Annotated in this window: 12 protein-coding genes and 1 riboswitch; of the genes, 9 read left to right on the forward strand and 3 right to left on the reverse strand. The window is 42.0% G+C overall.

Translation table 11 applies throughout. The features are described from left to right. Window positions 1-159: 159 nt before the first annotated feature. Entirely contained in the window at window positions 160-1,599 is a 1,440-nt protein-coding gene (locus AC6IZR_RS03030) for a TrkH family potassium uptake protein (protein WP_497848764.1), read from the reverse strand. A 5-nt stretch (window positions 1,600-1,604) separates the two neighbouring features. Further along, on the reverse strand, window positions 1,605-2,960 hold the full coding sequence (gene trkA / locus AC6IZR_RS03035) for a Trk system potassium transporter TrkA (RefSeq protein ID WP_497848765.1): 1,356 nt from the start codon (window positions 2,958-2,960) through the stop codon (window positions 1,605-1,607). A 333-nt stretch (window positions 2,961-3,293) separates the two neighbouring features. On the opposite strand from trkA, the gene trmL reads away from it, so the two are divergent. The 7 genes from trmL (at window position 3,294) to AC6IZR_RS03070 (ending at window position 9,434) form a co-directional block, all read left to right on the forward strand. Next, complete coding sequence (gene trmL / locus AC6IZR_RS03040; RefSeq protein ID WP_003008338.1) at window positions 3,294-3,836, forward strand: tRNA (uridine(34)/cytosine(34)/5-carboxymethylaminomethyluridine(34)-2'-O)-methyltransferase TrmL; 543 nt, start codon at window positions 3,294-3,296, stop codon at window positions 3,834-3,836. Between the two features lie 81 nt (window positions 3,837-3,917). Next, a riboswitch (FMN riboswitch) is annotated at window positions 3,918-4,152 on the forward strand. Between the two features lie 201 nt (window positions 4,153-4,353). Beyond that, complete coding sequence (locus AC6IZR_RS03045) at window positions 4,354-4,926, forward strand: ECF transporter S component (protein WP_014713735.1); 573 nt, start codon at window positions 4,354-4,356, stop codon at window positions 4,924-4,926. Further along, a complete protein-coding gene (locus AC6IZR_RS03050; RefSeq protein WP_223325612.1) occupies window positions 4,916-5,566 on the forward strand; it encodes a phosphatase PAP2 family protein in 651 nt (216 codons plus the stop codon). The genes AC6IZR_RS03045 and AC6IZR_RS03050 overlap by 11 nt, the downstream gene beginning before the upstream one ends. Before the next feature lie 53 nt (window positions 5,567-5,619). Then, the gene (mnmL, locus tag AC6IZR_RS03055) at window positions 5,620-6,579 is read left to right on the forward strand and encodes a tRNA modification radical SAM protein MnmL/YtqA (protein WP_497848766.1); all 960 of its coding nucleotides are present in this window, start codon (window positions 5,620-5,622) and stop codon (window positions 6,577-6,579) included. Next, window positions 6,563-7,120, forward strand: a complete 558-nt coding sequence (mnmM, locus tag AC6IZR_RS03060; RefSeq protein WP_497848767.1) for a tRNA 5-(aminomethyl)-2-thiouridylate-methyltransferase MnmM — start codon at window positions 6,563-6,565, stop codon at window positions 7,118-7,120. The genes mnmL and mnmM overlap by 17 nt, the downstream gene beginning before the upstream one ends. Beyond that, window positions 7,113-7,367: a hypothetical protein gene (locus AC6IZR_RS03065; RefSeq protein ID WP_003005673.1), complete on the forward strand. Its 255-nt coding sequence runs from the start codon at window positions 7,113-7,115 to the stop codon at window positions 7,365-7,367. Before mnmM ends, AC6IZR_RS03065 begins: the two co-directional genes overlap by 8 nt. Before the next feature lie 12 nt (window positions 7,368-7,379). After that, window positions 7,380-9,434: a cation:proton antiporter gene (locus AC6IZR_RS03070; RefSeq protein WP_497848768.1), complete on the forward strand. Its 2,055-nt coding sequence runs from the start codon at window positions 7,380-7,382 to the stop codon at window positions 9,432-9,434. 201 nt (window positions 9,435-9,635) lie between these two features. Here AC6IZR_RS03070 and AC6IZR_RS03075 read toward each other — a convergent pair whose 3' ends face one another. After that, on the reverse strand, window positions 9,636-10,436 hold the full coding sequence (locus AC6IZR_RS03075) for an ABC transporter ATP-binding protein (RefSeq protein WP_497848769.1): 801 nt from the start codon (window positions 10,434-10,436) through the stop codon (window positions 9,636-9,638). A gap of 74 nt (window positions 10,437-10,510) precedes the next feature. Between AC6IZR_RS03075 and AC6IZR_RS03080 the strand changes: the two genes are divergently transcribed. Continuing rightward, entirely contained in the window at window positions 10,511-11,638 is a 1,128-nt protein-coding gene (locus tag AC6IZR_RS03080; protein WP_070449283.1) for an AI-2E family transporter, read from the forward strand. Between the two features lie 136 nt (window positions 11,639-11,774). Next, window positions 11,775-13,256, forward strand: a complete 1,482-nt coding sequence (locus tag AC6IZR_RS03085) for an AcpB/EbpR/MafR family transcriptional regulator (protein WP_049516125.1) — start codon at window positions 11,775-11,777, stop codon at window positions 13,254-13,256. Window positions 13,257-13,272: the final 16 nt, after the last annotated feature.

Raw genomic sequence — 13,272 nt, forward strand, 5'->3', positions numbered from 1 at the left:
CGTTGTCCCACCTCCGCACAGTTGAGTAGGGCTGTAAAAGCTGATGAAATCAGCGTAGTAGAGCCCACTCAACCACTGCGTCTTGCTCGAAAATCCAAAAACAATTAAGAGGCTAGGACTTTTGTCCCAGCCTCATTTTTTTATAACACTCTCGTTTTATCAGCGTTTAGACCATGTTTTAGGAAGGAAGAGCAGAATCATTGGATAGATTTCAAGCCGTCCGGCAATCATGGCTAAGGAAAGTAACAGTTTTGAAATCGGACTAAAGATGGAGAAGGTTTGACCCGTACCAATCATAGGTCCAATATTGTTGAAACAACTAAAGACAGCACTGACAACCGTCATGAAGTTATTGTTGTCTAGACTCACTACAAAGAGTAAGCCGATCGTAATAAAACTGTATATTGTAAAGTACTTGAGGATCTGATGTTGGGTATCCTTATCGAGTACCGTATCGTTGACATGCAAGGTCAAAACGCGATTTGGAGACAAGGTCGAAAGAACCTGATTTTTTGCGATTCGCCACAAGGTCAAGCACCGAATGACTTTTAACCCCCCAGCGGTCGAGCCAGCAGACCCACCGACCACCATCAGCATCAAGAGGATGAACTGAGAAAAGAGAGGCCATTTTTCCGTCGTTCCATAACCAAAACCGGTGGTGGTGATGATATTGGACACTTGGAAGAAGGAAATCTCAAAGCTCTTCGCAACATTAGCATAGAGATGAAGGCAATTGTAGGCAATCAATACGCTAGATAGGATTACAATAGTGATGTAGGTCCGCAATTCCTCATCTTTAAAGAAGGCCTTGAATTTTCGGATCATGAGGAAGTAGTAGAGGTTAAAGTTAACCCCAAAGACCAAGACCCCGATACTGACCAAATAGGTGATCAAACTACTATTGTAGTGGGCAATCCCATCGTTAAAGACAGTAAAGCCCCCAGTACCAGCTGTCCCCATGGCGATGACAAAACTATCATACAGGGGCATGCCAGCAAGGAAATAAAGAACCACAAAGAGGAAGAACAAACCCAAGTACAAGAAGTAGAGAATTTGAGCCGTGTTTTTTAATTTGGAAACGACCTTGCCAAACACTGGACCAGGAACCTCTGCCTTCATGACTTCAAGGTGGCTGTTCTTGTTATTGTCCATAATCGCAAGGGCAAAGACCAATACTCCCATCCCCCCTATCAAGTGGGTAAAACTACGCCAAAAGAGGAGAGAGTGGCTGAGGACACCCACATCGTCTAAAATCGTTGCCCCTGTTGTTGTAAAGCCGGAGCTGACTTCAAAGAAGGCATCGATAATGTTTGGAATTTGGCCCGAAAAGACAAAGGGAAGGGCACCAAAGAAGGACCATAGGATCCAACAAAGTGCTACAATCAGGACTCCTTCCTTAGCATAGATGTGAAAATCCTTTGGTTTGTGAAAACTACCAAGGAGGCCAAACGCAAGTAGGATGGCCATGGTTGCTCCAATAGAGACAAAGATCTTGGCAGGTTCCCGATAGATTGCAGCGACCACTAGGGGAACGATTAGGAGACCTGCCTCGATTAAGAGGAGTTTGGATAAGAGGTAACGAATCATGCTTCTATTCATCAGGCTTACCTCTCAAGTAGATCGTAGATTTTAGTGACATTTTGAATCAAGGTGGTCACGATAATCCGATCCCCGACCATCAAACGGTCATCCCCATTAGGGAAAATAGCCTTGCCGTTTCGAATAATGGCAGCGATCAAAACGCCCTTCTTCAATTTCAATTCAGAGAGGGGATATTGGGTTAGTTTGTTGTCTTCCTTAATTTGAAACTGCAAGGTTTCAATCCGGCCGTTTGCGACATGGTGCAAGGCTTCTAGGTTTGAAAATTGTGCATTGTAGCGCCCGCGAATAAAGTGCATAATGGTGTCTACAGCGATGCGTTTTGGAGTGACAATACTGGTCATATCCTGATCGCCAATGATCTCCAACAGACTGGTTCGGTTGACTTTGGTAATGTTCTTTTTGACTCCGACAGAATCCAAGAACATGGAGGTGATGATGTTTTCTTCATCGACCCCTGTCAAAGTAGCCACAGCATCAAAGTTATTGGCACTCTCTTCTAAAAGAATGTCTTTAGCGGTTCCGTCTCCATGGACGACATAGAGGTCAGGGAATTCTTGGCTAAAGAATTCAGCTCGTTCGCGATTGACCTCGATGACCTTGAGATCGATTTTGCGACGCACATCCTGGAGAATATTGAGCAGATAGTAGGCAATTTTTCCGGCACCAATCATCATCATGCTCTTAATGACTTGAGGTCGGACATTGTTGTGGAAGAGAACGATCTCGATCCTATTTCCTGTCACGAAAATCTTGTCTTGGGGCTGCAAAACAAAGTCTCCATTTGGAATCGTGAGTTCGTTGCCACGCTCGATCGCACAAACAATGACGTTTCCGTATTTCTTTCGGAATTGGGAGAGGCTCATATTGCAGAGATTGCTATCTGGCTTGATCTTAAATTCCATCAAGGCAACACGGCCGTTTGCAAAATGCTCCACAGAAAGGGCATTTGGGAAGTCAATGATATTAGCAATATAACGAGCTGTCAGCAATTCAGGATTGACAACCAGGGAGAAGCCCAAGATATTTTTTTCCTTGAAGTAGGAATTGGAATATTCCGGATTCCGCACCCGAACGATGGTTTCTTTGGCTCCCATTTTTTTAGCTAAAACAGCAGAAACCATGTTCACTTCGTCGTATTCGGTCATGGAAATGAAGATATCGCAGTCTTCAACATCTGCTTGCTCCAAGACCTTGAAGTTTGCACCATTTCCTAAAATCCCAATGATATCAAACCGTTTGGTAATATGGTTGAGAACGGATTCGTCTTTTTCGATCAAAATAACATCGTGGTTTTCAGCAACGAGGGAACGACAAAGGGCCGTTCCGACCTTTCCTCCACCAACAACAATAATTTTCATAGATTACCTCCAGAGTATGCTTCTATCATACTCTATTTTCAAGAAAAATTCATCTATTTTAAGGACTTTCTGGAGGAATCTTACCAAGCTAAGAACAAGTGGGAAAAATTGTCAAAATAGAAGAATGAGGAGGGATCGAAAACTTTGATAAAGTTTCTTAAAAAAATCTAAAAAAACTATTGACAGGAGCTTCAAAAGTGATATACTTAAAAAGTACCTTCGTTGATTTACCTCAAACCTGTTGTGAGTTAAGTTAATGAAGCTGTAACCACGCTGTTTGCTGAGCTTGACTCCGGGCAGTGTGGCTATTTTTTTATCAGAAAGAGATCGAGTATGAATATTGAAGAACTGGACTACCAAGAGTCAGCAGCTCAAAACCACATCGTCTTGTTCCAACCTCAGATTCCACAAAATACTGGCAATATTGCACGGACCTGTGCGGCAACCAATTCTCCCTTACATATTATTCGTCCCATGGCTTTTCCGATCGATGATCGCAAGATGAAGCGAGCAGGACTCGATTACTGGGACAAGCTGGATGTTCGTTTCTATGATAGCTTAGAAGAGTTTATGGAAGCAGCGCGTGACGGTCAGGTGCACTTGGTGTCTAAGTTTGCAAATCAGACTTATTCGGACGTTTCTTATCAGGATGGGAAATCCCATTATTTCTTGTTTGGACGCGAGGACAAAGGATTGCCGGAAGATTTTATGCGCCAGCACGAAGAGAAGGCCATTCGCATTCCGATGAATGATGAGCATGTCCGTAGTTTAAATGTCTCCAATACCGTCTGCATGATTGTCTATGAGGCACTCCGCCAGCAAGGTTTTAAGGGGCTGGAGTTGAGCCATCGTTATGAGCACGACAAGCTCAAATAGCCGATAAAAACCAAACATCCGAACGACGTCATCCATGACGTTACAAAAACTTGCCTAGGCAAGTTTTTTTTGTTATCATGAAAAGGTCTTCAGGGCAGGGTGAGATTCCCGACCGGCGGTGACTTTTACTAGGAAATGTTCTTTTCCTTTTATACTTTGTTGCCAAGCTTTGCTTAACGAGAAGTTATGCCTACAGCTTGTCGTATCGTTTAAAAGAAAAATCTCCATCTCCATATTCTAAAAGAAGTCCGCGAGCGCAAGCTGATGTGGTGTGACTCCACAACCGACAGTATAGTCTGGATGGGAGAAGACGAGAGACGAATAGACTGACAGCTATTCTGATCTGTTTAGAGCTGATGCATAGGAATAAGACGTTAGGTGCTATGATTGACTAGCGGTATTTTCAATGGGGACCAGCTAAAGTGACTAGAATGTTCTCTAGTTTAAGCTTTGTTTAAATAGTTTAGAGTAGAATGATGGGGTAGACGTCTTTCCAGCTTCTCTAATTTTTAAAAAATTGGAGGAACCTGTTATGACAAATACACGTAAACTGACCCTAGTGGCTGTTTTATCCGCATTATCTTTTATTTTGATGTTCTATCAATTTTCTTTCTTGATAGATTTCTTCAAAATTGATTTGAGTATCATCGCCATTTTGTTGGCTTTGGTCTTGTTGGATTTTAAAAGTGCTGTTTGGGTGACCTTGATCCGATCTGTTCTTAAATTAGCTCTTAATAATAAGGGGCTTGAGACCTTGATCGGACTACCAATCAATATCATTGGAGTTCTTGTTTTTGTCCTTGCTTTTGCATGGATTTGGAACAAGGAACGGACCCATGGCCGATTTATCCTGGCTACGATTATTGGAACGATCAGCTTGAGTATCACGATGGTATTGGTGAATTATGTCTATGCAATCCCTTTGTATGCTCGTTTTATGAACTATGATATTTCGAAAACACTAGGGCTTGTCCACTATTTAGCTGCAATGGTTGCACCGTTTAACCTGATCGAAGGAGTGATTTGGGCCATCGCATTTGGTTTGATCTACACTCTTTTGCAACCGATTTTGAAAAAATATGAAAAATAAACAACAACATTGGGCGAAGGCAAGCTTCGCCCTTCTCATTTTTGTCATTCTCGGGTATATGATTCGTTTTTACCCGCAACAATTAACTGGTTTTGATAGCGCGATTCAATCTACTATTCGAGGCGATCTGCCTGCACCACTGACGGCTTTCTTTACCAAGGTGACCCACGTCATGGATACCAAGATCATTGTCATCTGGGTGGGTCTTCTGCTAGCGGTCTTTGCCTATAAGAAATGGTACAGTGAAGCTCTTTTTCTTGGGAGCAATCTGGTATTGACTGGTCTTTTGGTTCTTCTTCTAAAGAATATCTATCAGAGACCGAGACCAAGTATTCTTCATCTTGTAGAGGAAAAGGGCTTTTCTTTCCCGAGTGGTCATTCACTGGCGTCTACCCTTGTTTTGGGAAGTTTGATCATCATAATCGGCCAACATGTAAAACATAAAACAGCCCGCTATTGTCTTCAAGGCTTGCTGGTTATGGGAATTGTGACCATTGTGGTCTCCCGTATTTATGTCGGGGTCCACTATCCATCAGACGTTCTCGGCAGTATGATTTTGGGCCTTGCTGTCTTGCAATTTGAGTACCCCTTGTACGATCGCTTGCGGTTTCAATGGCGCTTTACAGGGAAGCAAAAATAACTAACAACTAGGAGTTGGACTCGTGTTTTGAGTTCGACTCTTTTTTTGCTATAATGAAAAGTATGAAATCCTACAATACCTTGAATGATTATTATCGAACCTTATTTGGAGAAAAGACCTTTAAAGTCCCTATTGATGCAGGCTTTGATTGTCCCAATAGAGACGGAACAGTCGCCCACGGTGGCTGTACTTTTTGTACGGTCTCGGGTTCAGGAGATGCCATTGTGGCCCCAGAAGCTCCGATTCGAGAACAATTTTACAAAGAGATTGACTTTATGCATCGGAAATGGCCGGATGTGAAGAAGTATCTGGTCTATTTTCAAAATTTCACCAATACCCACGATAAGGTGGACGTCATTCGAGAGCGTTATGAGCAGGCCATCAATGAACCAGGAGTAGTAGGAATCAACATCGGTACGCGTCCGGATTGTTTACCAGATGATACCTTGGCCTATCTAGCAGAGCTGACCGATCGCATGCATGTGACGATTGAGTTGGGGCTTCAGACGACTTATGAAGCGACGTCTCAATTAATCAATCGGGCCCATAGTTATGACCTCTATGTTGAAACAGTCAAGCGGATTCGCCAACAGGTGCCGAAGGCTGAGATCGTGTCCCATTTGATCAATGGCCTTCCGGGGGAAACGCATGAGATGATGGTAGAAAATGTTCGCCGTTGTGTGACCGATAATGAAATTGATGGTATCAAGTTGCATCTCTTGCATTTGATGACCAATACACGGATGCAACGAGACTATCATGAAGGACGACTCCAACTCATGAGCCAGGAAGAATATGTCAAGGTCATCTGTGACCAGTTAGAAATTATCCCCAAACATATCGTCATCCACCGGATTACAGGAGACGCACCACGGGATATGTTGATTGGCCCTATGTGGAGCCTCAACAAATGGGAAGTCCTAAACGCTATTGAAACTGAGATGCGTCGTCGTGGAAGTACCCAAGGATGTAAGCTAGAAGAAAAGGAGAGTGCCAATGCTTCGACCACTTGAAATGGCCCATCAATTTTTAGAAGAAGTCATCACCAAAGAAGATGTGGTGGTGGATGCCACCATGGGAAATGGACATGATACGGCTTTTTTAGCCCAACTAGCAGGCCAGGTCTATGCCTTTGATATTCAAGAACAGGCCCTTGTAAATACCCAAGAAAGATTGGAAAAGTTGGGGCTTCAGCATGTTCAGTTGATTTTAGATGGCCACCAGCATGTGGACCAATATGTGGAGACTCTCAAAGCAGCTATTTTTAATCTAGGTTATCTGCCATCTGCAGATAAATCGGTCATTACTCTTCCGGCTACTACTATTGAAGCGATGGAAAAAATCTGTGCTCGCCTAGAAAAAGGTGGTCGAATGGCTTTGATGATCTATTATGGTCATGAGGGAGGAGACATGGAGCGTGATGCAGTGCTAGATTTTGTCAGTCAGCTCCCTCAAAAAGATTACACAGCGACGATCTACCGGACACTGAATCAAGTGAACCAACCACCGTTTTTGGTCATGATTGAAAAATTAGAAAGCTATCGTCATGGATAAAGAATATTTAAAAAATAAAATTGAAGGATTGAGACACCATTTTGTTGAATCAACCATTCACGAGCGTGCAATCGGTTTTTATGATGAAGCCCATATGACCAAAAAGATGCTCAAAATAAAAAAGAAATTGGTTGCGCTTGAGATGGAACGGTGCCAAAAGAAGATTGAGCACAAGGATGTAACCAAGACAGACCAAAAGATTGCGGAGTTAAAACAGCAATTTGAGACTTGCTGCCAAGAACGTTAGGGAGGGAGGAAGATGGAATTACTCCTTTATGCAGTGATCTTCTCGATGATCTTGATCGTCTCAAATGTCACCAATAAACTTGTGCCGAGTCTTCCTCTGCCCTTGCTCCAAATCTTACTGGGCATTGGTTGGGCCCTCTTTATTCCAGAAGAAAATTTTCATTTGGATACAGAGCTCTTTCTGGCTTTGGTCATTGGCCCTCTGTTATTTCGAGAGGCAGAAGAAGCAGATATTACTTCTGTCTTAAAGCACTGGCGCATCATTCTTTATTTGATTTTTCCAGTAATTTTTATCTCAACCATTAGTTTGGGGTGGGCAGCTCACTCCTTGTGGCTGAGCCTTCCTTTAGCAGCTTGTATGGCTGTAGGGGCAGCTCTAGGTCCAACAGACTTAGTAGCCTTTGCTTCCCTGTCTGAGCGCTTTACCTTTCCAAAGCGGGTTTCGAATATCTTAAAAGGAGAAGGGTTACTAAATGATGCCTCAGGTCTAGTTGCCTTTCGAGTGGCCTTGGCAGCCCTTGCGACCGGAAGTTTCTCCCTTGGAGAAGCAGGGATTTCCTTAGGAATCTCCATCATTGGAGGATTTGCGGTGGGGATCTTGACGGCCTTTGTGAACCGTTGGCTACAAACCTTACTCTTGAGTGTTCGCGCTAGTGATATTGCCAGTGAATTGTTATTAGAACTGAGCCTCCCGCTGTTGACCTTCTTCCTAGCAGAAGAACTCCATGTGTCTGGTATCATCGCTGTGGTTGTGTCAGGGATCCTAAAAGCCAGTCGCTTTAAGCACATTACCCTTCTTGAAGCCCGGGTGGATACTGTGAGCCATACCGTCTGGAATACGGTCAACTTTATCTTAAATGGGTCGGTCTTTGTGATTTTGGGAATGGAACTAGAAATGATCGCCAAGCCCATCTTAAGTAGTCCCATTTACAACAATCTTCTTTTAGTTCTTTCTGTCTTTCTTTTGACAATCTTGCTCTTTTTAATTCGTTTTGTCATGGTTTACCTCTTTTATTGGTTCCGAACGGTTCGACTAAAAAAATCATTGAGAAATTATTTGAAAGATGCCTTATTGCTGACCTTTTCGGGTGTGAAGGGAACAGTTTCGATTGCAACGATCCTTTTGATTCCAACCAAAATCGAAAAAGAATACCCCGTCCTACTCTTTTTAGTGGCAGGAGTTACCCTTGTCAGCTTTATTGCTGGCTTAGTGGTACTTCCAAAATTATCAGAAGATAAGGAAGAAACCAATAACTACCTGATGCAGATCGCGATTTTAAATGATGTTGTCATGGAATTAGAAGCAGACCTAAAGAACAGTAAGCACAAGGGTCCCTTGTATGCGGCGATTGATAACTACCATGGTCGGATTGAAAATTTGATTCTAAGCCAAGAAAACAAGCTCATTCAAAAGGACTGGGAACAGCTGAAGCTCTTGATTTTGAGTATTGAAAGTGACGGCTTGGAACAAGCCTACGAAGAAGGAAAGATGCGCGAGCGGGGCTACCGCGTCTACCAACGCTATCTTCGTAATATGGAGCAACGGGTCAATCGCAACCTTTCGTCTCGTCTAACATACTACCTCTTGGTTTCTTTCCGCCTCTTGCGTTTGCTGGTCCATGAAATCCTAACATTAGGTTCTGGCTTTCGAACTTGGTGGAACCGAGAAGATAGAAAGTTAGAAGCCATTGATTATGACCAGATTGCGGCCCTTTATTTGGCCAATACGGAAATCATCATTGAAAGTTTGGAAGACCTCAAAGGGGTTTATCGGAGCAGTTTGATCTCTTACCTGCAAGAATCTCGTCTGAGAGAGACGGCCATTATTACTAGTGGAGCCTTTGTGGAGCGGGTTATTAACCGGGTGAAACCGAATAATATCGATGAAATGTTGAGAGGCTATTATTTGGAGCGTAAGATTATTTTTGAATATGAAGCGCAACACCTGATTACTGCCAAGCAGGCACGCCGTATGCGTCAAAATGTCAATGAATTAGAAAGCTACTCCCTAAGAGAAAGTGCCAACACTCTTCCATACGATATGATCGAGTATGCACAAAATCGATAAGCGTAAAAGTAAAAGAGAGTGGGACAGAAATCGGTAATTTGTTAGAATTCGATTTCGTCGTCCCACCTCCGCACAGTTGAGTAGGGCTGTAAAAGCTGATGAAATCAGCGTAGTAGAGCCCACTCAACCACTGCGTCTTACTCGACAATCAAAAAACAATTAAGAGGCTAGGACTTTTGTCCCAGCCTCTTTTTGATTTATTCAGGGTCTTCTGTGTGTTATTTCTGGTTTGACAAAGAGTCGCTCATCGCCTAGATCAATAAGGGATACTGGTGCTTCGTAAAACTGGCTAAGGACATGAGGAGTTAGGATGTTTTCCTTTGGCCCTTGTTCGACCACTTGGCCATGTTTGAGCAGGAGCACATGGGTCATATCTTTTGTAATTTCTTCTGCATGGTGGGTGACGTAGATCATGGTTGGCGCGTGATCCAGTTGTTTGATATGATGGATCTGACGAAGGAGCTTTTCTCTGGCAAAGAGATCCAATCCACTTGAAGCTTCGTCAAAGATGATCAGATCTGGCTGGTCCATGAGGCTTCGTGCAATGAGGACCGTCTGCTTTTCTCCCTGGGAGAGCTCCCGGTATTTGCGACCGATCAAAGAGCTAGCCCCAATCGAAGTCAGCATATCCCGTGCCCAGTTTAGTTCTTCCTTCCCGTATGCAGCATATAAAATACTACTCTTGTATTGACCGGTTAGGACAATTTGTTCTGTCAAAAGATGCTCTGGCAGTCTTTCTGAAATAAAGGAGCTAACGATCCCAATACGCTTCCGTAACTCAGGAATACCCCCTTCTCCAAAGCGAGTTCCAAGGACCGTTACCTGTCCCGAACTAGCCCAGTATTCAGACATCAACAGTTTGAGGAGGGTCGATTTTCCTGCTCCATTGAGGCCTAAAATCGCCCAGCATTCATTTTCTTTCACTTGCCAGTTAACCTCTTTTAAAAGGGCTTTTCCATTGCGGATCAAATTGACGTCTTGTAGTTCAATCAAATTATTCATAACTTCATCCTTTTGATTAAAATCTCCTTTATTCTAACATAAAATATGGTAGAATAGAAAACAGGAGGTAAGGAATGTTTCGAAATAGTAAATTGTTATTCTGGACATGTGAAATTTTATTATTGACGGTGATTTTCTATATTTGGAAATCAATGGGGACTTTAATTTCTCCATTTGTATCTGTTCTGAATACCATCCTCTTACCATTTTTAATTGCAGGTTTTTTATACTATATCACCAACCCGATTGTTGAATTGTTAGAAAAACACTTAAAAATCAAGCGTGTGTTTGGGATTTTGATCACCTTAGTACTGTTGTTTGGGATCATTGGTCTAGGGATCTTTTATCTGCTCCCCATCTTGATCAATCAGTTAACCAGCTTGATCAATTCGACTCAAGGGCTCTACTGGGAAGTCCAAAGTTTGGTTCGAAAACTCTCAACCAATCCTTTGTTCCAGAATGTAAATATCCAGTCGACGATTCAGCAGTTGAATCTCTCTTATATGGATATCCTACAAAATCTCTTGAATAGTGTGACCAACAGTTTAGGAAGTGTGGTTAACACCATTGTCAATACGGTCTTTATCTTAATCATGACCCCTGTCTTCTTGGTTTATTTCTTGATTGATGGCAAGAAATTGTTGCCGATGTTAGAACGGACCATTTTACGCAATGACAAACTCCACATTTCAAGCCTCTTGGTTAGTTTGAATGAAACGGTCTCTCGCTATATTAGTGGTATTTCGATCGATGCTTTGATCATTGGAACACTAGCCTACATTGGCTATAGTTTTATTGGATTGAAGTATGCTTTGGTCTTTGCCATTTTTTCTGGGCTGGCCAACTTGATTCCCTATGTAGGACCAACCATCGGTTTGATTCCGATGATCATCACTTATGCTTTTACCGATATGGATATGATGATCAAAGCAGTCATTTACATGTTGATCATCCAGCAGATCGATGGCAATATTCTTTATCCGCGTATTGTTGGAGGCGTGATGAAGGTTCACCCGATTACCATTATGGTTCTCTTACTGCTCTCAAGTAATATCTACGGCATTATCGGGATGGTCGTCGCGATTCCAGTCTATTCGATTGGGAAAGAAATTGTAAAATTCTTGGTAAATCTTTATGATAACCACCGTGCTGCGAAGGAGCAGAAGAAAAAAGAAGAATTTGGAATCATTAATAAATCTTAGACTCTAGCGCCTATATGGGCCTTGGAGTCTTTTTTGTACATTTTTTTGAAAAAATACCGTAAAAAAGTCAACAAGTGTTATGAAATGTGTTAAAATATAAGTGATTTTGAAAGAAAATATGAAAAGGTAGGGAAAGATGAGACTCCTCTTATCCAAAAAACAGAGACGCCAATTGCAATTGTTGGAAATCTTGATTAAGGAAAAAAGATGGTTCCACTTGAAAGAGTTGGCCAAGCGTTTGGATTGTACAGAACGTTCATTAAAAGAAGATTTGTCTAATCTTCGTAGTACATTTGATGATTTTTTAATTGAATCCTCTACCAATGGGATCAAGATCAGTTATGAAGATTCGGTTGGTCTTGAGGTGATTTACCATCACTTTTTTAAAGAATCACAAGCCTTCGCCTTGATTGAATACCTCTTCTTCCACAAGGATGTTTCCAATGAATATATTTGCAGAAAGTTTGATCTGAGTTACCAGTCTTTCTACCGCTTGATTCGGACGATTAATCAGAAGCTTCAAACTAAATACAATGTAAAGATTGATTTGAAACCCTTGAATCTTGTCGGGGATGAAGTAGATGTTCGTTTCTTCTATGCCCAGTATTTTGCGGAACGTTATTACTATATGGAGTGGCCTTTCCCAGAATTTAAGGAAGAGGCCGTGACCGATTTGATCACCTTCTTCTTCAAGCTCTATGGCTATCCATTGACCTTCTCTGTCATTAAGTCTTACAAAGTTCTCTTGACAGTGTACTTATCACGTATTAAGCAAGGCTATTTCATCGACATTCCAACGACCTTTGAAGCCTATAAAGATCAATATCAAGGGGTGACCAATGTTGAGGAGATGTTGCGCTACTTTAGCTTGCAGTTGGGTGTCGAGTTAAATGAAAAAGTGCTGGAGCAGTTCTTCATCATCTTTATTCAAGAAAATTTCTATTTCAGCCCAGAAAGCTTGATTGAGGCCGCAGAAACAGATCCTTATGCAAAAGAATCCACTAGACTCATTAAAGATATGTTCAAAGATCTATGCTATACCTATGATTTAGATATCGAAAATCTTGATGAGATGTTGATGCACGTTCATAATACAGCTCACTTAGGTCGGAAGGAATTGTTCTCGGAGTTCCTCTTATTTGATACCAAGACCAATACCAACGAAGATTTTATGAGCATCTTCCCAGCCTTCTATGATGATTTGAGAGACCATATCATCACTTATATGAAGACCATGAAGCATAATCTGAATGAAGAAATTATCAAGCACATGATCTACACGGTCTACACTCACTGGGAACGTCTCTTACCACAATTATTGCGCCGCCGGAAGTCCATTAAGGTCTTGATTATCAGTCGTTTTGATGACCACCATGCTAAATCCATGATCGATTTTCTAGATTTCTACTGTACGGATAACTTTGAATTTACTCAGATGATCAAGTATAATCTAACAGTAGAGGATATCGAAGCTTCAGATGCAGATGTCGTGGTGGCCAACTTTATGATGCCGGAATTAAAGAAAAAACCTTTTATCTGTACAAGTAGTCTCTCATCGCTAGAGCTGGTTGAAAAACTCAATGCCTTCTTTTATGATTTTACCAGTGCAGAGCACTAAAATCAGGACCTGGTCC

This window comes from Streptococcus mobilis (genome assembly GCF_059727625.1).

Excerpts from the sequence above, each read along its gene's own strand:
- mnmL (WP_497848766.1), top strand. The coding sequence starts at position 5,620 with ATGAAAAGTATGAAATCCTACAATACCTTGAATGATTATTATCGAACC.
- mnmM (WP_497848767.1), top strand. The coding sequence starts at position 6,563 with ATGCTTCGACCACTTGAAATGGCCCATCAATTTTTAGAAGAAGTCATC.
- trmL (WP_003008338.1), top strand. The coding sequence starts at position 3,294 with ATGAATATTGAAGAACTGGACTACCAAGAGTCAGCAGCTCAAAACCAC.
- AC6IZR_RS03080 (WP_070449283.1), top strand. The coding sequence starts at position 10,511 with ATGTTTCGAAATAGTAAATTGTTATTCTGGACATGTGAAATTTTATTA.
- AC6IZR_RS03030 (WP_497848764.1), bottom strand. The coding sequence starts at position 1,599 with ATGAATAGAAGCATGATTCGTTACCTCTTATCCAAACTCCTCTTAATC.
- AC6IZR_RS03050 (WP_223325612.1), top strand. The coding sequence starts at position 4,916 with ATGAAAAATAAACAACAACATTGGGCGAAGGCAAGCTTCGCCCTTCTC.
- AC6IZR_RS03085 (WP_049516125.1), top strand. The coding sequence starts at position 11,775 with ATGAGACTCCTCTTATCCAAAAAACAGAGACGCCAATTGCAATTGTTG.
- AC6IZR_RS03075 (WP_497848769.1), bottom strand. The coding sequence starts at position 10,436 with ATGAATAATTTGATTGAACTACAAGACGTCAATTTGATCCGCAATGGA.
- AC6IZR_RS03070 (WP_497848768.1), top strand. The coding sequence starts at position 7,380 with ATGGAATTACTCCTTTATGCAGTGATCTTCTCGATGATCTTGATCGTC.
- AC6IZR_RS03065 (WP_003005673.1), top strand. The coding sequence starts at position 7,113 with ATGGATAAAGAATATTTAAAAAATAAAATTGAAGGATTGAGACACCAT.
- trkA (WP_497848765.1), bottom strand. The coding sequence starts at position 2,960 with ATGAAAATTATTGTTGTTGGTGGAGGAAAGGTCGGAACGGCCCTTTGT.